Here is a 19,344-nt window from a genome sequence, read left to right on the forward strand (position 1 = left end):
GGCCCTCAGCACCGCCGGCCGGCGCGGACGTCGGCTCGCGGGTCGCCGTTGGGCCGCGGGTCAGGGGAGGAACCCCAGCACCGTCTCCACCGTGTCCGCCTCCTCCGCCCCCTTGTCCTCCCGGTACCGCACCACCCGCGCGAATCTCAACGCCACGCCCTCCGGATATCGCGGAGACCGCTGCAACCCGTCGAACGCGATCTCCACCACCAACTCCGGCCGCACCCACACCGCGAACCCGTCGTCGCTCACCGCCAGGGACCTCAGCCGGTCCGTCTGCCAGGCCAGCATCTCGTCCGTCAGCCCCTTGAACGTCTTGCCGAGCATGGCGAACGAGCCGTCCGGGCGGCGGGCGCCGAGGTGGAGGTTGGACAGGAAGCCCCGGCGCCGCCCGTGTCCCCACTCGGCCGCGAGGACCACCAGGTCCAGCGTGTGCACCGGCTTCACCTTCAGCCAGGCCGCGCCCCGGCGGCCCGCCACGTACCCGGCGTCCAGGGACTTGAGCATCACGCCCTCGTGGCCGCGCCGCAGGGTCTCCTCCGCGAAGTCCCGGGCCGCGGCCCGGGCGGCCGCCTCCGAGGGGTCCGCCACCACCAGCCGCCGCACCCGCAAGGGCTCGGGCACCGCCTGCGCCAGCACGGCGTGACGTTCGGCCGTCGGCAGTGACAGCAGTTCCCTGCCCTCGACGGCCAGCACGTCGAAGAAGACCGCTGACAACGGAAGCGCCGACCCCGCACCGACCGTCCGCGTCCCGATCCGGCCCGCGACGTCCTGGAACGCGTGGGGGCGGCCCGTCGCGTCCAGGGCGACGGCCTCGCCGTCCAGGACCACCGACGACACCGGCAATTCCAGCGCGGCCCCCACCAGTTCCGGCAGCCGTCCGGTGATCTCGTCCAGCGTGCGGGTGAAGACGCGTACGTCCTCGCCGGCGCGGTGCACCTGCACCCGGACCCCGTCGAGCTTCTCCTCCACCGCGCACGGCCCCAGCCGGTCCAGTGCCTCGTCGACGTCCTTCGCGCTCTGCGCCAGCATCGGCAGCACCGGCCGCCCCACCTCCAGGCGGAACTCCGCCAGCGCCGCCGGGCCCCCGGCCAGCAGCGCCCGGGCCACCGCGCCCAGCGAGCCGCCGAGCATCACCGCCCGCCGCACCTCCTCGGGCGCCGCCCCCGACGCGGCCGCGAGCCCCTCCACGGCCAGCGCGTCCAGCGCGCCCTGCCGCAGCTCGCCGCCGATCAGCCGCAGCAGGAAGTGCTGCTCCCGTTCCGTCGCCGCCCCCAGCAGCCCGTCCAGCAGCCGCTTGCGCTCGGTCCGCGCGCCCTTGCCCGCGACGGCGGCGATCGCCGTCAGCGCCCGGTCCACGTCCCCCACGGTCAGCGAGGGCACGGCGGCCGGGGCGGGCAGGTCGCGCAGCGTGCTCCAGCCGACCCCCGTCCTGCGCTGCGGCAGCCGCCCCGCCAGATACGGGATCACCACCGGCGCCTCGTCCGGGCCGGCGGCCCGGAACACCCCGGCCAGCACGGCGGTCTTCGCCGACCGGGAACGGGTCGCCGCGATCTCCTCCGACGCCCGCGCCACGTCGATCAGCAGCATGTCTTCATCGTGCGCCGCGGGCGTTCACGGCGCAGGTCAAGAATCGGGCCCGGCTTCCCCCGCCGCCTGGTTCCCGCCCACCCGCGCCGCCTGGTTCCCGCCCACCCTCCCGGCGTTGTCGCTGATCCTGATCAGCAGCGCCACCATCAGCCAGTTCGCCACCAGCGACGAACCGCTCTTCGCCAGGAACGGCAGTGCCTTGCCGGTCAGCGGGATCAGCCCCATCACCCCGCCCGCCACCACGAACACCTGCAGCGCCAGCGCCGCCGCCAGGCCCACCGACAGCAGCTTGCCGAACGGGTCGGCCGAGCGCAGCGCCGTGCTCAGGCCCCGCTGCGCCAGCAGCGCGTAGAGGACGAGGACGAACATCGTGCCGGCCAGCCCCAGGTCCTCCCCGACCGTCGTGAGGATGAAGTCGCTGCGGCCCGCGAAGCCGATCAGCTCCGGGTGGCCCCGGCCCAGGCCCGCGCCCGTGACGCCGCCGCTGCCGAAGCCGAACAGCGCCTGCGCGGCCTGCGGGGAGAACGTACTGCCCGGCTCGAACGCCCCGAAGGGATGGAGCCAGGCGTCGACCCGTCCCTTGACGTGGGGCTCCAGCGAACCGACCACCCCCGCGCCCACGACGGCCATCAGCACGCCGCACACCACCCAGCTGGTCCGCTCGGTGGCCGCGTAGAGCATCACCACGAACAGCCCGAAGAAGATCAGCGAGGTGCCGAGGTCCCGCTCCAGGACCAGTACCAGCAGGCTCAGCACCCACACCGTCAGGATCGGCCCCAGCTGCCGGCCCGGCGGCAGCCGTACGCCCAGCACCCGGCGGCCGGTCAGGGCCAGGGCGTCGCGGTGGATGACCAGATGGCCCGCGAAGAACACCGCGATCATGGTCTTGACGAACTCGCCGGGCTGGAAGGACAGCGGCCCGATGAAGATCCACCGCTTGGCGCCGTAGGTGTCCCCGGGGAAGAACGCGGGCGCCATCAGCAGCACCAGCGCCACGGCCATCGTCAGGTGGATGTAGCGCTGGAGCCGGCGGTGGTCGCGCAGCAGCGCCACCACCAGCACGCACAGCCCCACCCCGATCACCGTCCACATCAGCTGCCCCGAGGCGGTGGACTCGGCGTGGTAGCGCGCGCGGTAGGCCGGGTCCAGCCGGTACAGCAGCACCAGCCCGAACGCGGAGAGCAGCACCGCCAGCGGCAGGATCAGGGGATCGGCGTACGGGGCCCAGCGGCGCACCGCCAGATGCGGCACGATCGCCAGGCACACCATGCTCCCCGCGAACCCCGGCAGCCCGCCGGGCACGCTCCCCGTGGTCGCCAGCCCGGTGTACACATAGCCGAAACAGCTGATGAGCACGGTGAGGCCCAGCAGCAGCGCCTCGGCGCGCCGACGCCGGTACGCGGTGGCTCGTACGGTTTCCACGGTCACACCGGCCATGGTGATCGGCGGGTGCTGAAAGAAACCTGAGATTCCTGAAGGCTCGTTCAGAACTCCCGCGAGCGGCGCTTCCCGGCCGGTTCGTCCGCCTCCGGCAGCGGGAAGCGCGCCACCAGGAGGGCGCCGCCGTCCGTCCGCGAGTCCGCCCGGAGGTCCCCGCCGTGCGCCCGCGCGATCTCCCGGGCGATGGCCAGCCCCAGCCCGCTGCCGCCGCTCTCCCGGTCGCGCGCCGCGTCCAGCCGCACGAACCGCTCGAAGACCCGCTCCCGCTGCCCGGGCGGGATCCCCGGCCCGTCGTCGGCCACCTCCAGCACCGCGCACCGGCCCGTCTCCCCCTCCGTGACGTACGCCCGCACGGTGACTTCCGAGGCGGCGTGCCGCAGGGCGTTGTCCACCAGGTTGGCCAGCAGCCGCTCCAACTGGGCCGCCCGGCCGCGCAGCGGTACGGGCGCGGGGGCGTCCACCGCGACCAGCACCCGGGGCGCGGGGCGGCGGGCGGCCTCCTCGGCGGCCAGCAGCGCCAGGTCGACGGGTTCCGTCGCGCCCGAGGGCACGCGCGCGTCGAACCGGGCGAGCAGCAACAGGTCCGCCGCGACGCGCTGGAGCCGCACGGTGTCGGCCAGGGCCGCGCGGACCGACTCCGGTGTCGGCCCGCCGGGCGCGCCCAGCGCGACCTCCAGCTGGGAGCGCACGGCGGCCACGGGGTTGCGCAGCTCGTGGGAGGCGTCGGCGACGAACTGCCGCTGTCTGCCGACCGCCTGCTCCAGCCGGTCCAGGGTGGCGTTGACGGTCCGCGCCAGCCGGGCCACCTCGTCGTCCGCCGGCGGCTCCGGCACCCGCCGGTCCAGCTCGCTGGCGGTCACCGCCGCCAGCTCGGTACGGATCCGGGTCACCGGCCGCAGCGCCAGCCCGGTGACCGCCCAGCCGAGGCCGGCGGCCGGCGCGATCAGCAGGGGCGCGGCGGCGAGCAGCCCCATGGCGATGGTGTGGGTGGCGTCGTCGACGTCGCTGAGGACGGTCAGCGCGTAGACATAGCGCTCCTCCGCCCCCGGCGACGTGGCACGGACGACCACCAGGTCGCCGCGCTGGCCGCCCATGGCCCGGGTCACGGTGGAGGCGGTGTCGGCACCCGGCGCGGGCCGCAGCGCGGCGAACCGGCGGGCCAGGGGCTCGGCCGACGGCCGGGTCGTGGCGATCACCGTGCCGCGCGGGTCGAGGACGAGCACGACGTCGACGCCGTCCCGGGGCGCGGGCAGCAGCGCGGGCAGCGGCCCGGCGTCCGCCCGGGCCGCCACCTCGCGGGCGGCCAGCTCGGTGCGGCCGCTCACGTTGTCCAGCAGGTTGGCGCGCAGGACCGTGTAGAGCCAGGCCCCGCCCGCCGCGAGCAGCAGCGCCATCGCCAGCGCGGCCGCCGCCGCGCAGCGGCCGCGCACGGTACGGGGGGACCTCGGCGGGCGGGGCTCAGCCACCGTCGGGCGCCATGCGGTAGCCGGTGCCGTGCACGGTCAGGATGGACCGGCGGCCGAACGGCGCGTCGATCTTCCTGCGGAGCGACGAGACGTAGACCTCGACGATGTTGGGGTCCGTCCCGCCGGGGGAGTCCCACACCTCGTCGAGGACGTCCCGCTTGGCCACCGCCTGTCCCTCGGCGGCCATCAGACAGCGCAGCACGGCCAGCTCGCGCGCGGTCAGCTCGATCTCCCGCCCGCCCCGGCGGCAGCGCCGCCCGGCCGTGTCCAGCTCCAGGTCCCCGGCCCGCAGCACGGGGCTGCCGGCCGCGCCCCGGCGGCGGCCCAGCGCCCGCAGCCGGGCGAGCAGCACCACGAAGGAGAACGGCTTGGTCAGGTAGTCGTCGGCGCCCGCGTCGAGCCCCTCCGCCTCGTCGTACTCGCCGTCCCTCGCCGTCAGCATCAGCACCGGCGTCCACACGCCCAGCCGGCGCAGCCGCCCGCAGACCTCGTAGCCGTCGAGACCCGGCAGCATCACATCCAGGATGATCACGTCGTACGGGCCGGCCAGGGCGGCCTCCAGGCCCCGGTGCCCGTCGTGGACGACGTCCGCCCAGTGCCCCTCGGCGGCCAGCCCCCGTCGCAGGGTGTCCGCGAGACCCGTCTCGTCCTCGACTATCAAGATGCGCACGCCCCAAGCCTCACATAACCGACGGAACGCAACTCCTGCACCGCCATCCGGGGTCACGGTGCGTGATGTCGCGCACACTTAGTGGAAGGGACGTAACCGGGTGGTGTCGCGGCGGGTTGACGCACCGGCACCGCAGGATCGACGACGCAGGACGGAGCAGTGGTTCAGCCATGAGCAAGCGCCAGAAGGGCCGCCGACACCGCAGGGTCAACCGCACGCCGCGCCCGGTGGGCCTCGGCCGCCCCGCCGCCCGGCCCGGACCGAGGCCGGAGCACCGGGCGGAGACACGCCCCGAGCCACGCACGGAAGTACGCGCGGAGGCGCGGCCGAGGGCGGTCCCCGAGCTCGGCCGCCACGAGGCACGCACCTGGGACGGGCTGCTGGCCCGTGGCGCCGAGGGCGCCTCCGTCGACGAACTGTGCGTCGCCGTGGGCTATCAGGCGCGCACCATCCTCAAGCACGTCACCGGCCTCGCCGGCCACGGCCTGGCGGAGCTGCGCGAGGAGCGCTGGTACGCCACGGCCGAGGCCCTGGAGAGCGGCGGCCACGGCACCGGCCGGCAGCCCGTGGCCGCCGGCCGCTGACACGCTCCGGGCCGGGGGGATCCCGCACTCCCCCGGCCCGGGGTCCTCTCTACCGCCCCGCCGCCGAACGCGCGGCCGCGCGGCCCGCGTTCGGCGCGCACGCCCACCGTCGTGTCGGCGCCGGGTCGGTGGCCACGGTCGTCACGACCCCTCCGGCATCCGGTAGGGGCGGTAGCCGACGCGCAGCCGCGTCGCGTCGAAGGCGTACGGCAGCGGCCGCTTGGGCCCCAGCCGCACCCCGGCCACGGCCAGCTCGCCGCCGCGCAGGAACTCGGCGACGAACCCCGTGGCCAGCAGCAGCGCCAGCTCCATGCCGCTGCACCGCGCCTCGCCCCGGCCGAACGGGCTGACCGCCCAGTCCCGCTCGGCCGTGCCGTCCAGCCACTTCTCGGGCGCGAACCGGTGCGCGTGGTCGACGCGCTCCGCGTCCCGCGCGTGGAACGCGGCGGGCACCAGCACGTTGACGCCGCCCGGGGCCACCGCCGACCGCCAGCGGGTCTCGGCGGTGGTGCGCCGCGTCAGGTTCGGCACCGGCGGCCACAACCGCGTCGCCTCCCGCACACAGGCCCGCAGATAGGGCATGGCCAGGTACCCGGGCACCGTGTGGGCGCCGTGCGCCCGGTCCGCGTCCCGCACCTCCTCGGCGGCCCGCCGGTAGTGCGCGGGGTGGGTCGCGAGCAGGGCCAGCGTCTGCGCCACCGCCGCCCGCAACGGGGCCAGCGCCATGAACCAGTGCGCGACCTGCCCCTCGGGAGCCGTCTCCGGGCCCCGGGGCGCGGTCCGGAACAGCCCGCCGAGGCTGCGCGGATCGGCGTCGCACAGGTAGCGGGCCTGTCGCTGCATCATCCGGCGCCGCAGCCGGCGGGTGCGCGCCGCCCGCCAGCGGCGGGCGCCCATCCAGTTGGCCTCGGCCAGCAGTTCGTCCAGCAGCCGGGAGAACTCCAGGTCGTCGGCGGCCGCGTCGCCCAGGAAGCAGCGCCGCCCCACCCGGTCGAGGCCCTCGCGCAGCCGGTCGGCCGGTAGCCCGGCCTCCGCCTCCGGGCCCAGCAGCGCCCGCGCCTCCTCGCCCACCACCCGCAGGAAGTGTCCCGCGAGCCGGTGCGCCGGGCAGCCCGCGTCCAGCACCGCGTCGTTGAAGGCGCGCCGTGCCGTGCGCTGCCGGCCGTGCGAGGCGATCAGCGCCTCGGGCTGCACGGCGGCGAAGCCGCTCACCTTCTCCCAGGTGTCCACCGCGTAGATCTCCACCGGCCCGGCCAGCACCTGCCGGGCGTCCTCGGCGTCCAGCACCAGCAGCGTGGGGCCCGAGGTGCCGCGCACCACGACCGGTCCCTTCCCGTGCCGCCGGCGCAGGGCACGCATCAGCTCCGCGCCGCGCCGGCCGTGGTCCAGCCGGGCCACGAGCCGGGCGACGCGCGGCCGGGGCCGGAAGACGCCCCGGAGGTAGTCGGGCAGGAAGTAGCCCAGCGTCAGCCGCAGGTTCTCGCCCCGGGAGGCGACCGGCAGGGCGGTGCCCGCCGCGTCCTCGACGGCCGTGGTGCCGGAGGTCTCGCTCGTCCGGGTCACGCCGGCACCTCCCCCGGCTCGGCGAGGGCGGTGGGCGGCGAGGTGCTCTCCGGGGGACTTGTCACGGAAACGGGCATGATGCAGCTCCATGCGGTGGGGGGCCGGTGGAAGACGTGGTGGAGCGGCCGCGCGCGAACGGACGCCGCCGCGCGCGGCACCAGGAAGCGGGACGTGTCAGAGGACGGGCGGCACGGTGGTCACCGGGGCCTCGATGAGGACGGGGCCGTCCGGGCGGGCCGTGGCGGCGCCGACCAGCTCCGCGAGGTGGGCGGGGTCCGTCGCCCGGTGCGCGGGCACCCCGTAGCCGCGCGCCAGCGCGCACAGGTCGAGCCCGGGGACGTCCGGGGCGTTCGCGAAGCGGCCGAACGACTTCAGGACCGCGTACTCGCGGTTGGCGGGAACCACGAACGTGACGGGCACCCGGTAGGCGGCGGCCGTCCACAGCGCGGTGATGGCGTACTGCGCGGAGCCGTCGCCCACCAGCGCCACCACCGGCCGCTCCGGGCGGCCGAGCCGCGCCCCGACGGCGGCCGCCAGGCCGAAGCCCCGTCCGCCGCCCGTCGCCGCCAGGAAGGAGCCGGGCCGGTCGACGCGGACGTGGTCGCGGAACGCCTGGACGGTGGAGGGCGACTCGTGGACCCACACGGTGTCGGCGGGGGCCGCGCCGGCGATGGCGGCGAGCGCGATGGACGCCGACATCGGCTCCCCGTCGGCCTCCGGGATCTCGACGGGGGTGTCGTCGGCGCGGTGCGCGGCCTCGTCGTCCCCGCGTTTGTCCACCAGCTCGCACAGCAGCTCAAGGGTGGGCCGCAGCCCCGCCACCAGCGCGTCGCCGACGGGCGCCCGGGCGGCCTCGCCGGGGTCGCTGGTGAGCAGCGTCAGCGCGGTGCCCTCGGGGAGCAACGGGCCGGGGACGTAAGGGTGGTAGCGGAAGACGGGCGCGCCGGCCACCAGGACCAGGTCGTGCCCGGCGAGGGTCTGCGCCAGCGGCCCGATGGCCGGGGGCAGGACGCCCTGGTAGAGCGGGTGGGTCTCCGGGAAGCCCACGCGCCCCTCGACCGGCGAGGCCCACACCGGCAGCCCGCGCCGCTCGGCGAGCGCCACGACGGCGTCCCAGGCCCCCTCCGCGTCCACCGCGCCGCCCGTCACCAGCACGGGATCGACCGCCGTCATCAGCTTGCGGGCGAGCGCCTCGACCTCGGCGCGGTCCGCCCGGGCGGCCCCGCCGACCCGGCGGGCGGCGGCGTGCCGGGCGGCCCGGGCCCCGGCCGCGTCGAGCTCCACGTCGAAGTCGTCCATCGGGAGGGAGAGGAACACCGGGCCGCGCGGCGCGCTCTCGGCGATGTGGAACGCCCGGGCGAGCGCGGCCGGCACGTCCTGGGGGCGCGGCGGCTCGTAGGCCCACTTCACGGCGGGGCGCGGCAGGAGGGTGGCGTCGACGTTGGTCAGCAGCGCCTCCATGGTCATCATGGCCCGCACCTGCTGCCCCGCCGTCACCACCATCGGCGTGCGGTTGGCGGCCGCCGTGACGATCGCCCCCATGGCGTTGCCCACCCCGCACGCGGAGTGGAGATGGACCAGGGCCGTGCGCCCGGTGGCCTGGGCGTGGCCGTCGGCCATCCCCACGACCACGGCCTCCTGCAGGCCGAGGACGTACCGGAAGTCCTCGGGGAAGTCCTGGAGGAAGGGGAGCTCCGTGGAGCCCGGGTTGCCGAACACCGTCGTCGCTCCGCGGGACCGCAACAGCTCACGAGTGGCTGCGCGTACGGTCGTCATCGCCTGGCACCTCTTGGGATCCGTGGGCCGATCGGGGGAGGGGAGCATTGCCCGTTCCCGCCCGCCGTAGCCACGACCCCGGAAGATCACCTGAGTATTCATCCGAGCGGGTGAATACGCCCTGGCCTGCGGGATGTTGCCGCCGGGCGGGTTCTAGCGTCCCCCGTATGCCAGATATGGATCAGATCATCCGACGGATTCGCAGAGACATGAACACCGAGCTGCGCAAGCGGGCGAGGCGGGCCCTCGACGGGCCGTCGGGGTGGGCCGTCTCGGGCGAGGCCGTCACGGGTGGGGGCGTCACGGGCGAGGCGGGGGAGCGCGGCGAGGGCGCGCGCCCCGGCGGAGAGGCGGCCGCGCCCGCCGCCGCGCCCGCCGTCAGCGGGCCCGACCGGCAGGGCGAATGACGACGGCCCCGCCGTCCGGGGCAGCGGGCGGCGGGGCGTCGAGGACGAGGGGAAGGGCGGGGGTCAGCGGCGGCCTCCCGCGGTGCTCCTGCCGAGGGTGTCCTTGCCGGGAGTGCCCCTGACGAGGCCCATGCGGGCGCAGGCGAGGGCGACCAGGCAGCACACGACGCCGATGACGACATTGCTGACGATGGCGCGGGTGATGAAGGCGGTGACGAGGGTGTGGCCTGCGACGACCCAGGGGGAGACGATCGTCCAGACGGCCAGACCGACGGCGGCCCAGCTCATGGCATGGGTGCGTTCATAGGCGGAGCCAAAACCTCCGACCAGGCATGCGAAGGCTATGCCCACGATCAGATTGTTGATGGCCAGGTTGGTGGCGAAGCTGAAGCCCACGATCCATGGCGAGGCGGCCAGATAAACGCCGCTGAGGAGCGCGAGGGCCTCGACGGCCTGGGCGGCGGGAGTCGCCGTCGTCTCCTCGGAGTGGGCGCGCAGCGCCAGGATGTCGGGGTGGGTTTCGATCCGGGGCGACGTAGGGGCGGTCACGTCAGCCACCTTCTTTCCCTAGGGGCCCTATGGGTTCGGACTGGTGCCATTTTACCCCAATTACCCTTTAATTCACCTAAATGGGCGGTGTATCGAGCGAGGGAAGGGGGAAGGCTTACGGGTCAGAACCGAACGGCAGGGGGAGGCGACCCACCGTGGAAGAGTCCGCAGGAACCGAGGAGCGCACGCGCGCCCGCACGGTCCCCGACGCCCCGGACAAGGCGGCACCCCCGCCCGCCGAGGACGATCCGGAGGGCGCGGAGGCCGCCGAGTCCCACATCGTCCGCGGCATGGACTGAGGGACCGACCTGACGCTCACGGGACGTTTCCCGGGCGGAAAGATCCACGTGGCCCGTCGGGCGTGCGGAACGCCGACAACAGCCGTATGCGTGTCGTCATCGTCACCGAATCGTTTCCGCCCGACGTCAACGGCGTCGCGCACTGCGCCTGGCAGACCGCCCGGCACCTCGTGCTGCGCGGCCACGAACCGCTGGTCGTGGCCCCCGCCGCGCCCCGGGGCGCCGAGCCCGGGGCCGGCGCGTCCGCCCCCTGCCCGGTCGTCCGCGTACGGTCCGTCGCGCTGCCCGGCTACGCGGAGGTCCGCGTCGCGCTGCCGGGCCGGCGGCTGGCCGCCGCGATCGGCGCCCACCGGCCCGACGTCGTCCACCTCGCGAGCCCCTTCGTCCTCGGCGCCCGCGCCCTGCGCGCCGCCGGGCGCCTGGGGATCCCGGCCGTCGCCGTCTACCAGACCGACCTCGCCGGCTACGCCCGGACCTACGTCGGCGCGGGCGAGACCTACGCCTGGCACCGGCTGCGCGCCATCCACGGCGCGGCCGACCGCACCCTCGCGCCCTCCGCCGCGGCCGTCCGCGACCTGGTGGCGCACGGAGTGCCCCGGATCCGGCTGTGGCGGCGCGGCGTGGACTCCGAGCTCTTCCACCCCGCCCGGCGCGACCTGGAACTGCGGCGCGCGCTCGCGCCCGGCGGCGAGCTGATCGTCGGCTACGTGGGGCGGCTCGCGCCCGAGAAGCGCGTGGAGTTGCTGGCCCCCGTCTGTGCCCTGCCCGGCGTCCGTGTCGTCATCGCGGGCGACGGGCCGCACGCGGCCCGGCTGCGCTCCCTGCTGCCCGGGGCGCGCTTCCTCGGCACCCGCACCGGCGACGAACTCGCCCGGGTCTTCGCCTCGCTGGACGTCTTCGTCCACACCGGCCCCCAGGAGACGTTCTGCCAGACCATCCAGGAGGCCCAGGCCAGCGGCGTCCCGGTCATCGCGCCGGCGGTGGGCGGGCCCCTCGACCTCATCGACCACGCCCGCACGGGCCTGCTGGTCCGCCCCCGCGACCCCGAGGCCCTCCTCGACGCGGTCCTCACGCTCGAGGCCGCGCGCGGCACCCGCGACGCCTACGGGCGCGCCGGGCGCGCCACGGTTCTGACCCGCACCTGGACCGCGATCGGCGACCAGCTCCTCGACCACTACCGCGAGGTCCTCGCGGAACGGTCGGGAGGACGGGCGGGGGCGCCCGATGTCCGCCGCGACGGTGCCCGGCCGGGATGGCGGGGCCCGGCGGTGCCGGGCCGGCGGTGACCGGCCGGTTCGGCACCGCCGGCCACCGCCGCGCGGGCCGATCGCCGTCGCGGCGGGGAGGGTGCCCCGGTCAGCCCCGCCGCGCGACGAAGCGGATCGGCGTCCCCGGACGGGACTGGGCGGCGCCCGGGAGGAACGGCCCGGGGACGACGCCGATGACGGGGTAGCCCCCCGTCGTGGGGTGGTCGGCGAGGAAGACGACCGGCCGCCCGTCCGGCGGCACCTGCACAGCCCCCCGCACCAGCCCCTCACTCGGCAGCTCACCGCCCCGGGCCCGCGGCAGCCCCGGCCCGTCCACCCGCAGCCCGATGCGGTTGCTCGCGGACGACACCCGGAAACCGCCCCCCGCCAGCACCCCCACCGCCTCCGGCGCGAACCAGTCCGCCCGCGGCCCGGGAACGACCGGCAGGACGAGCTCGCCGAGCGGCAGCGCCCCGCACGGCACGGCGTCGACGCCCGCCGAGGCCCCGGACGGCGCCCCCAGCGGCAGCCGGGCGCCGTCGGAGAGCGGCTCCGGGCCCAGCCCCGAGAGCAGGTCCCGCGACCGGCTGCCCAGCACCGGCGGCACCGCGACCCCGCCCGCGAAGGCCACGTACGAGCGCAGCCCCGCCGTGGCGGCGCCCACCTCCAGGACCGCCCCCGCCGGCACCCGCACCGGCGCGCCCCACGCCACCGGCCGCCCACCCGCGCGTACCGCGCAGGGCGCGCCCGTCACGGCGACGGTCACGGCCGCGTCGGCCCGTACGGCGCAGCCGCTGAGGGTCGTCTCCAGCGTGGCGTGCTCGACGGGGTTGCCGACCAGGCGGTTGGCGAGCCGGTGGGCGGGCTCGTCGAGGGCGCCGGAACGCGGGACGCCGAGGTGGGCGTGGCCGGGCCGGCCCAGGTCCTGGACGGTGGTGAGCGCCCCGGCCCGTACGACGGTGAGAGCGTTCACGCCCGTCGCCCCCGTTCCTCGAAGCGGACCCGCGTCCCCGGCGCGAGCAGCGCCGCGGGCTCCCGTTCCGGGTCCCACAGCGCCGCGTCCGTCCGGCCGACGATCTGCCAGCCGCCGGGGGAGGAGCGCGGGTAGACGCCGGTGTACGGGCCGGCCAGCCCGACCGCGCCGGCGGGCACGGAGGTGCGCGGCGTGGCCCGGCGCGGTACGTGCAGACGCTCCGGAAGGCCGGTGAGGTAGCCGAACCCCGGCGCGAAGCCACAGAAGGCGACGCGGAATTCGATGCCGGAATGAACGCGCGCCACCTCGTCCTCGCTCACACCCCACAGCGTGGCGACCTCCGCGAGGTCGGCCCCGTCGTAGCGGACGGGCAGTACGACGAGGGGCGCGTCGGCGGCGGCGACGGGGGGTATGTCCCAGCGGGGCAGCGCGGCGGCGAGGCCGCGCGGGTCGGCGAGCCCGTCCAGCAGGACGGTCCGGGCCGCCGGCACGATCTCGCGCACGGGGGGCAGGGCGCCCGCGTCGCGGCGGCGCAGCAGTTCGGCGTGGAGGGCCTGGGCCTCCTCGGTGGTGGCGACCTCCACGAGCAGGGCGTGCCGCCCGACGGGCAGGACGCGCTGTATGCCGTTGCCGCAGGCGGCGCTCACGCGAACGCCTCCACCGCTATGCCCGCCGTCTCGAGCGCCGCGCGCACCCGCCGGGCCAGCAGCGCCGCCCCCGGGGTGTCGCCGTGGACGCACAGTGAACGCGCCCGGACGGCGATGTCCTCACCGGTGAGCGCGGTGACGTCCGCGTCCCGGGCGATGCGCACGGACCGGGCGACGACCGCGTCCGCGTCGTGGACCACGGCCCGCGGGTCCTGGCGCGGCACGAGCGTGCCGAGCGCGGTGTAGGCGCGGTCGGCGAACGCCTCGGCGACGACGGGCAGTCCGGCGCGCCCGGCCGCCTCGTGCAGCCGCGACCCGGGCAGGCCCAGGACGGGCAGCGCCCCGCCCGCGCGCAGCACCCCGCGCACGACGGCCTCGGCCTGCTCGGCGTCGGTGACCACGCGGTTGTAGAGCGCGCCGTGCGGCTTCACGTACGTCACGTCCGTCCCGGCGGCCCGGGCGAAGACGCGCAGCGCGCCGATCTGATAGGTGATCTCGTCGGCGAGTTCGTCCGGGGGCACGTCCATGGCACGGCGGCCGAAGCCCGCGAGGTCGCGGTAGGAGACCTGGGCCCCCACGCGCACCCCGAGTTCGGCGGCGCGCTCGCACACCCACCGCATGGTGGAGGGGTCGCCCGCGTGGAAGCCGCAGGCCACGTTGGCGCTGGTGACGACCGACAACAGGGCGTCGTCGTCGGTCAGTCGCCAGCGGCCGAAGCCCTCGCCGAGGTCGGCGTTGAGGTCCATCGGCGTCATCGGTCGGTCTCCCGCATCGCGTCGAGGACGATCGCCAGCGCGTCGTCCAGATAGGTGGTCAGCTCCGCCTCGGCGCGCTCGTGGGCGCCTTCCGCCAGCAGCCGGGCGATCGAGCGGTTGCGGGCGACGAACGGTTCGTGGAAGCGCCGCGGCGAGGGCATCTCGTGGAAGGCGAGCCGCAGTTCGGCCAGCAGGCGGTCCATCGCCTCCTCGACGCGGACGCTGCCGGTGAGGGCGGCGAGCGCCCGGTGGAAGCGCAGGTCCGCCGAGCCGACCCGCCGCCAGTCGCCGTCGGCGGCGGCCCGCTCGGCCTCGGCCACGGCGGCCGTGACGGCCCTCCGCGCGGCGCTCGGCGCACCGGCGGCGGCCCGGACGCCGGCGGTCTCCAAAGCCGCCCGCATCCGGTAGATGTCCCCGACGTCGACGGGCTCCAGGACCCGGACGAACACCCCGCGATGGAGGAGGTGGACGACGAGGTTGTCGTGGACGAGCAGCCGGAACGCCTCGCGCAGCGTGTTGCGGGACACCCCGAGCTCCCGCCCCAGGGCCTCCTCCGACAGCTGGGTGCCGGGCGGCAGTTGGCCGTCCGCGATCCGGTCGCGCAGCGCCGCGGCGGCGCGCTGGGCGCCGGAAGCGGTGGTCCGTGCCATGGACTCTCCCACGGGCTCGACGGATATCCGGTTCGGCGGCGCCGGTTCGCCGACCGATCCGGCTGATTCGGCGTCACCTATTGAGGATTGTTGAACAATATCTTAGCGTCCTCCGCAGTCGCCTCACCTCGTCGAGTGAGGTCCGAGAATGCGGAAGGCCCCCACGCATGCTCGTACTCCTGGGCGTCCTCGTGGTCGTGGCGGGCTTCGCCACGAGGCGCAACCCCCTGCTGGTGGTCGGCGCGGCCGGCATCGCCACCGGCCTGCTGGGCGGGTTGTCGCCGCAGCGGATCCTCGCCGACTTCGGCACCGGCTTCGCCTCCAGCCGCGCGGTGACCGTCTTCGTCATCACCCTCCCCGTCATCGGCCTGCTGGAGCGCCACGGCCTCCAGGAGCGGGCCCGGCACCTGATGGGCCGCTTCACCGGGCTCACCGCGGGCCGTTTCCTCGCCCTCTACCTCCTGCTGCGGCAGCTCACCGCGGCCCTCGGGCTCAACGGCGTGTTCGGGCAGGCCCAGACCGTCCGCCCGCTCGCCGCGCCCATGGCGGAGGGCGCGGCCGAGCGCCGCCACGGGCCGCTGTCCGCCGGCGCGCGGGAGAAGGTGCGCTCGTACGCCGCGAGCGCGGACAACGTCGGCCTCTTCTTCGGCGAGGACGTCTTCCTCGCGGTCGGCTCGATCCTGCTGATCACCGGATTCGTCAACACCACCTACCACACCCGGCTGGAGCCGCTGGACCTCGCGCTGTGGGCCGTGCCCACCGCGCTGTGCGCCCTCGCCGTCCACGGCTGGCGGCTGCTGCGCCTGGACCGGACCCTCGCGCATCCGCCGATATCCCCCAGGGAACCGGAGGGCGCGGCCAAATGATCAAGGCGGAGTGGTTCTACTGGCTCGTCGGCGGCGTCCTCCTGGCGATGTCCGCCCAGATGCTCGCCGACCGCACCAACCCCCGGCGCCTGGGCACCGCCGCCTTCTGGGGCCTGCTCGGCGCGGGCTTCTGCTACGGCACCTGGGTGGCCGACGGCAGCGCCCCGCCCGAACCGCTGGGCGCCGCCGTCCTCGTCATGGCCTGCCTGGCGGGCTTCGGCCTCACCGGCCGCAGTACGCCCCGCACCGCCGGCCCCGAGCGGCGGGCGGCCGGTGCGCGGCGGCACGGCAACGCGCTCTTCGTGCCCGCCCTCGCCGTTCCCGCCGTCGCCCTGGTGTGCGCGGTCGGGCTGAAGCGGCTGTCCGTCGGCGGGCAGCCGGTCCTCCAGAAGGGCAGCGAGACCGTCCTGGGGCTGGGCGTCGGCGCCGTCGTCGCGCTCGTCCTCGGCATGGTGATGCTGCGTGAGCGGCGGCTGTCCGTACCGCTGCACGCGGGACGCTCGATGCTGGAGTCCGCGGGCTGGGCCATGCTGCTGCCGCAGATGCTCGCCACGCTCGGCGCCATCTTCGCCGACGCGGGCGTCGGCAAGCAGGTGGGCCGCCTCACCGCGGCCGTCCTGCCGGAGGGCTCGGTGTTCCTCGCGGTCGTCGTCTACTGCTGCGGCATGTTCCTCTTCACCGCCGTCATGGGCAACGGCTTCGCGGCCTTCCCCGTGATGACGGCCGCCGTCGGCTGGCCGGTCCTCGTGGAGCAGGCGCACGGGAACGCCGCCGCCGTCCTCGCCGTCGGCATGCTCGCGGGCTTCTGCGGCTCCCTGGTCACGCCCATGGCGGCGAACTACAACCTGATCCCGGCCGCCCTCCTGGAGCTGACGGACCAGTACGGGCCCATCAAGGCCCAGCTGCCCACGGCGTTCGTCCTGCTCGGCTGCAATATAGGCATCATGTCCGTTTTCGCGGTCTGACGGGCGGTACGCGGCTTGACGGACGCAGCCGGAGGGCCGCCGTCCGCCCCGGCCGGGCCCCGCCCTAGACTTAGGGGGCCGCGGCCGGGCGACCCCCGTGCCGTTTCGTCCGTTGTCGGTGCGACCGCCTACTCTGTGCGACGTGACTTCTGCAGCCCCGGCGGCCGTTCCGCCCCAGCTCAACGGGCCTTCCCGGCCGGCCCCGGGCCCGGCCGCCGACGAGGGCCTGGCCCGTCGGCTGCGCGCGCTCGCCTGCACCGCGCCGCTGCACGACCTCGACGTGCGCAAGGCCAACCTCGCGGGGGAGTTCGGCGTCTACGCCATGGCGGAGGTGGCGCTGGCCGCCATCGACCTCGTCACGCTCAACATGGACTTCGACACCGGGGCCGACCACGAGCAGATAGTGGCCAGGCTCCAGCCGCGCGTCGCCGCGCAGGCCCCCGAGCGGCCGGCCGCCGAGCACGAGCGCGTCGCCCGCTGGGTCCTGGAGAACCTCATCAACGTCGGCAGCGTCGACCGGGGCTTCCGCGCCGTCTACGGCACGTTCGGCGCCGACGGCGCGTACGTCAGGCGGGACTACGACTTCAAGCTCATCGAGGAGGTCCCCGGCCCCGGCGGCACGGTCTTCCTGCGCACCACCGACGAGGCCGTCAACGTCCTGGTCGGCGCCCTCGACACGGACGTCACCAGCGCGCAGATCGCCGCCGAGGTCAAGCTGGAGGTCCTCATCAGCCGGGGCCGGCTCGCCGACGCCCAGCTCGCCGCCGAGCAGGCCCGCTACCGCACCGTGCAGTACGCGGAGACCCTCCGCAAGACCCTCGACGCCACCCGGCGGAACGTCCGCGCCGTCGACTGGCTCCAGGCCGTCCCCGACATGATCGCCGAGGCGCTCGACCACGTCGCCGACCGCTACCGCCACGAGAACGCGATCCTCACCAACATCCGCAAGGCGCGCGACGAGGCCGAGGCCGCCGTCGACCCGAAGACGGCCGAGCACAAGCGGCGCGCCGCCGAGCTCGTCGACATCGTCAAGGACTGCATCCGCCGGCACACCCAGCTCCAGTCCCGCCTCCTGGAGGCCGGCCCGCTCTTCCGCGCCGAGCAGGACCGGCAGGCCTTCGCCACCCCCGCCGCCCACGCCGGCCTCGACCTCTACGGCCAGCTCCTGGCCCCCGTGCTGCCGCTGCCCCTGGAGCGGGCGGGCCGGGTCACCGACGCCTTCTTCGCCCGGGGCACGGGCCTGCGCGTCCCGGCCTCGGTACGGGTCGGCGACCTCGTCGAGATGCTGCTGACGCCGCCCGTCGAGCGCGAGCACCTGGGCGCGGAGATGCCCGAGCCGGACCTGGTGGAGACGCCCGACGACAGCCGCTTCAGCGAGGAGCAGCTGGCGAGCGCCCTGGAACTGCTCGACCTGCCCGCCGACGCGCCCCGCCGCCTCTCCGGCCTGCTCGCCGAGGCCCGCCGCCGCGACCCCGAACTGCCCTACCTCGTCGCCCTGCTGGCCGTCCACGCCGCCAGCCCCTCCGTCGGCACGGCCTACCGCCAGGGCGAGCAGTCCCTGCTCTTCGCCGTCGATGACGGCACGCCGCTCGACGACCCCGAGTTCGGCGGCGCCGACCTCATCGTCGGCAAGGCCCTCCTGGACGCGGCGGGCATGGCGGCGGACCGCGCGGAGGCGTCGTGACCGCCGTGCGGCGGGCTCAGGGGACCGCCCGGCTCGGCACCGCCGGCCCGCGCCGTGCGGCGTCCCGCCGTTGCGGCGGGGCGGGGTTCCCCAGTCCCGCCCCTTCCCGTAACGGGGGGCAAGCCCCCCGCCCCCCGGGGGTCGGGGGCGGAGCCCCGGGAAACGGTGAAAGGGCGGGGCTGGGGCTCCTTCCCTCCCCGCCGCGACGGCGCTCGGCCCCCGCTACGTGTCCGGCGGTGCCGAACCGACCACACCCCACGCAAACCCTCAGCAGGAGCAAGCGAACGTGACTGAGTACGACGCCAACGACGTGGCGCAGCCGGAAACGCCGGAGCCCCCCGTCGCGAGCGGCGCCGCGCAGGTGACCCCCGCCGACGCCGCCGACGCCGCCCGCCTCATCGCCTTCGGCCTGCAGCCCAAGCTCCAGCCCGCCCGCGACGCCGAGTACGCCGACCTGCTGCGCCGGCACCGCGACGACCCCGCGTTCGCGCGCCTCGCCGACGCCGTCGCCGCCGGGCTCGGGCTCGTCGTGCTGGAGGTCTCCACCCGCGCCGGCATGGCCGTCACCGCCGCCGAGGACTCCGTCTTCGCCGTCCGCATGGGCGACTACGCCCGCCGGGCCACCGTCGACTCCGGTGACCGCTTCCTCCACGGCCTCGCCCACCTCGCCGTCGCGGCCATGGCCTTCCCGCGCCCCGAGGACCTCGCCGACGACGGCTACATCGGCCGTGTCACCGTCAACGGCATCGACGCGTTCGTCCGCCAGGCCTGCCGCCGGCTGGAGGAGCGGGCCGCCGAGCAGGGCGAGAACACCGACCCCACCAGCGACGCCCCCGGCCTGGAGGCCGCCTGGCGGGTCTACGCGCGCCGCAGCGCCACCGGCGCCACCAAGGACGCCCGCCGCCTCGCCGGCTCCACCACGGGCATCATCGCCAAGGCCGTCGCCTTCCTCGTCGACTCCGGCTTCCTCCAGCGCACCGGCGACGACGCGGGCGGCGCCTTCCGCACCACCGCCCGCTACCAGCTCCAGGTCCGCGACATGGCCGGCACCGCCGCCATGGCCGAGCTGCTGGAGCTGGGCGTCGTCCCCGTCGGGGACGGCACCCCCACCCTGCTCCCGCCGGACGACACCGACGACCTCGAACTGGTCGCCGACGCGGGCCTGCCCTTCCACGCGTAGCCGCCGAACCGCCCCAACCGTCAACCAGAGACA

At 75.9% G+C, this 19,344-nt stretch carries 19 protein-coding genes; 8 read left to right on the forward strand and 11 right to left on the reverse strand.

The window, feature by feature from the left end; translation table 11 throughout:
• Positions 1-60 precede the first annotated feature (60 nt).
• The 4 genes from IE096_RS21560 to IE096_RS21575 are packed head-to-tail and all read right to left on the reverse strand — an operon-like array spanning position 61 to position 5,166.
• Positions 61-1,590: an ATP-dependent DNA ligase gene (locus IE096_RS21560; protein WP_189454159.1), complete on the reverse strand. Its 1,530-nt coding sequence runs from the start codon at positions 1,588-1,590 to the stop codon at positions 61-63.
• A 36-nt stretch (positions 1,591-1,626) separates the two neighbouring features.
• On the reverse strand, positions 1,627-3,027 hold the full coding sequence (locus IE096_RS21565; RefSeq protein WP_189454161.1) for an FtsW/RodA/SpoVE family cell cycle protein: 1,401 nt from the start codon (positions 3,025-3,027) through the stop codon (positions 1,627-1,629).
• A 47-nt stretch (positions 3,028-3,074) separates the two neighbouring features.
• Positions 3,075-4,496 carry a sensor histidine kinase gene (locus IE096_RS21570; protein WP_229820452.1) on the reverse strand — a complete coding sequence of 474 codons (1,422 nt, stop codon included), beginning with the start codon at positions 4,494-4,496 and terminating at the stop codon, positions 3,075-3,077.
• Positions 4,489-5,166, reverse strand: a complete 678-nt coding sequence (locus IE096_RS21575; protein WP_189454163.1) for a response regulator transcription factor — start codon at positions 5,164-5,166, stop codon at positions 4,489-4,491. Before IE096_RS21575 ends, IE096_RS21570 begins: the two co-directional genes overlap by 8 nt.
• 170 nt (positions 5,167-5,336) lie before the next feature.
• Here IE096_RS21575 and IE096_RS21580 point away from each other — a divergent pair, with 170 nt between their 5' ends.
• Positions 5,337-5,750 carry a hypothetical protein gene (locus tag IE096_RS21580; RefSeq protein WP_189454165.1) on the forward strand — a complete coding sequence of 138 codons (414 nt, stop codon included), beginning with the start codon at positions 5,337-5,339 and terminating at the stop codon, positions 5,748-5,750.
• Between the two features lie 141 nt (positions 5,751-5,891).
• Here the strand turns inward: IE096_RS21580 and IE096_RS21585 are convergent, their stop codons facing one another.
• Together IE096_RS21585 and mdlC are read right to left on the reverse strand one after the other, a co-directional pair.
• Positions 5,892-7,313 carry a cytochrome P450 gene (locus tag IE096_RS21585; RefSeq protein WP_189454167.1) on the reverse strand — a complete coding sequence of 474 codons (1,422 nt, stop codon included), beginning with the start codon at positions 7,311-7,313 and terminating at the stop codon, positions 5,892-5,894.
• Between the two features lie 174 nt (positions 7,314-7,487).
• Complete coding sequence (gene mdlC, locus IE096_RS21590) at positions 7,488-9,089, reverse strand: benzoylformate decarboxylase (protein ID WP_189454169.1); 1,602 nt, start codon at positions 9,087-9,089, stop codon at positions 7,488-7,490.
• Positions 9,090-9,298: 209 nt separating this feature from the next.
• Here mdlC and IE096_RS21595 point away from each other — a divergent pair, with 209 nt between their 5' ends.
• Positions 9,299-9,496 (forward strand): hypothetical protein, encoded by a 198-nt coding sequence (locus IE096_RS21595; protein ID WP_189454171.1) that lies wholly within the window; start codon positions 9,299-9,301, stop codon positions 9,494-9,496.
• Between the two features lie 63 nt (positions 9,497-9,559).
• Here IE096_RS21595 and IE096_RS21600 read toward each other — a convergent pair whose 3' ends face one another.
• On the reverse strand, positions 9,560-10,045 hold the full coding sequence (locus IE096_RS21600; protein ID WP_189454173.1) for an SPW repeat protein: 486 nt from the start codon (positions 10,043-10,045) through the stop codon (positions 9,560-9,562).
• 155 nt (positions 10,046-10,200) lie between these two features.
• Between IE096_RS21600 and IE096_RS21605 the strand changes: the two genes are divergently transcribed.
• Both IE096_RS21605 and IE096_RS21610 read left to right on the forward strand, forming a co-directional pair.
• Positions 10,201-10,344, forward strand: coding sequence for a hypothetical protein (locus IE096_RS21605; protein ID WP_189454175.1), 144 nt, complete (start codon positions 10,201-10,203; stop codon positions 10,342-10,344).
• A gap of 86 nt (positions 10,345-10,430) precedes the next feature.
• Positions 10,431-11,630 (forward strand): glycosyltransferase family 4 protein, encoded by a 1,200-nt coding sequence (locus tag IE096_RS21610; RefSeq protein ID WP_189454177.1) that lies wholly within the window; start codon positions 10,431-10,433, stop codon positions 11,628-11,630.
• 70 nt (positions 11,631-11,700) lie between these two features.
• Here the strand turns inward: IE096_RS21610 and IE096_RS21615 are convergent, their stop codons facing one another.
• The 4 genes from IE096_RS21615 to IE096_RS21630 are packed head-to-tail and all read right to left on the reverse strand — an operon-like array spanning position 11,701 to position 14,616.
• On the reverse strand, positions 11,701-12,564 hold the full coding sequence (locus IE096_RS21615; protein WP_189454179.1) for a 5-oxoprolinase subunit C family protein: 864 nt from the start codon (positions 12,562-12,564) through the stop codon (positions 11,701-11,703).
• Positions 12,561-13,211 (reverse strand): 5-oxoprolinase subunit PxpB, encoded by a 651-nt coding sequence (pxpB, locus tag IE096_RS21620; RefSeq protein WP_229820454.1) that lies wholly within the window; start codon positions 13,209-13,211, stop codon positions 12,561-12,563. The genes IE096_RS21615 and pxpB overlap by 4 nt, the downstream gene beginning before the upstream one ends.
• Positions 13,208-13,966: a LamB/YcsF family protein gene (locus IE096_RS21625; protein ID WP_189454181.1), complete on the reverse strand. Its 759-nt coding sequence runs from the start codon at positions 13,964-13,966 to the stop codon at positions 13,208-13,210. Before IE096_RS21625 ends, pxpB begins: the two co-directional genes overlap by 4 nt.
• Entirely contained in the window at positions 13,963-14,616 is a 654-nt protein-coding gene (locus IE096_RS21630; RefSeq protein ID WP_189454183.1) for a GntR family transcriptional regulator, read from the reverse strand. Before IE096_RS21630 ends, IE096_RS21625 begins: the two co-directional genes overlap by 4 nt.
• 167 nt (positions 14,617-14,783) lie before the next feature.
• Here IE096_RS21630 and IE096_RS21635 point away from each other — a divergent pair, with 167 nt between their 5' ends.
• The 4 genes from IE096_RS21635 (at position 14,784) to IE096_RS21650 (ending at position 19,311) form a co-directional block, all read left to right on the forward strand.
• Entirely contained in the window at positions 14,784-15,482 is a 699-nt protein-coding gene (locus IE096_RS21635) for a DUF969 domain-containing protein (protein WP_189454185.1), read from the forward strand.
• Entirely contained in the window at positions 15,479-16,447 is a 969-nt protein-coding gene (locus IE096_RS21640; protein WP_189454187.1) for a DUF979 domain-containing protein, read from the forward strand. The genes IE096_RS21635 and IE096_RS21640 overlap by 4 nt, the downstream gene beginning before the upstream one ends.
• A 142-nt stretch (positions 16,448-16,589) precedes the next feature.
• Complete coding sequence (locus IE096_RS21645; protein WP_189454189.1) at positions 16,590-18,131, forward strand: hypothetical protein; 1,542 nt, start codon at positions 16,590-16,592, stop codon at positions 18,129-18,131.
• A 310-nt stretch (positions 18,132-18,441) separates the two neighbouring features.
• Positions 18,442-19,311: a hypothetical protein gene (locus IE096_RS21650; RefSeq protein WP_189454281.1), complete on the forward strand. Its 870-nt coding sequence runs from the start codon at positions 18,442-18,444 to the stop codon at positions 19,309-19,311.
• Positions 19,312-19,344: the final 33 nt, after the last annotated feature.

This window comes from Streptomyces abikoensis (assembly GCF_014648775.1).
GTDB classification, from domain to species: Bacteria; Actinomycetota; Actinomycetes; order Streptomycetales; family Streptomycetaceae; genus Streptomyces; species Streptomyces abikoensis.

Excerpts from the sequence above, each read along its gene's own strand:
- IE096_RS21625 (WP_189454181.1), bottom strand. The coding sequence starts at position 13,966 with ATGACGCCGATGGACCTCAACGCCGACCTCGGCGAGGGCTTCGGCCGC.
- mdlC (WP_189454169.1), bottom strand. The coding sequence starts at position 9,089 with ATGACGACCGTACGCGCAGCCACTCGTGAGCTGTTGCGGTCCCGCGGA.
- IE096_RS21580 (WP_189454165.1), top strand. The coding sequence starts at position 5,337 with ATGAGCAAGCGCCAGAAGGGCCGCCGACACCGCAGGGTCAACCGCACG.
- IE096_RS21565 (WP_189454161.1), bottom strand. The coding sequence starts at position 3,027 with ATGGCCGGTGTGACCGTGGAAACCGTACGAGCCACCGCGTACCGGCGT.
- IE096_RS21630 (WP_189454183.1), bottom strand. The coding sequence starts at position 14,616 with ATGGCACGGACCACCGCTTCCGGCGCCCAGCGCGCCGCCGCGGCGCTG.
- IE096_RS21640 (WP_189454187.1), top strand. The coding sequence starts at position 15,479 with ATGATCAAGGCGGAGTGGTTCTACTGGCTCGTCGGCGGCGTCCTCCTG.
- IE096_RS21635 (WP_189454185.1), top strand. The coding sequence starts at position 14,784 with ATGCTCGTACTCCTGGGCGTCCTCGTGGTCGTGGCGGGCTTCGCCACG.
- IE096_RS21560 (WP_189454159.1), bottom strand. The coding sequence starts at position 1,590 with ATGCTGCTGATCGACGTGGCGCGGGCGTCGGAGGAGATCGCGGCGACC.
- IE096_RS21595 (WP_189454171.1), top strand. The coding sequence starts at position 9,299 with ATGAACACCGAGCTGCGCAAGCGGGCGAGGCGGGCCCTCGACGGGCCG.
- IE096_RS21610 (WP_189454177.1), top strand. The coding sequence starts at position 10,431 with ATGCGTGTCGTCATCGTCACCGAATCGTTTCCGCCCGACGTCAACGGC.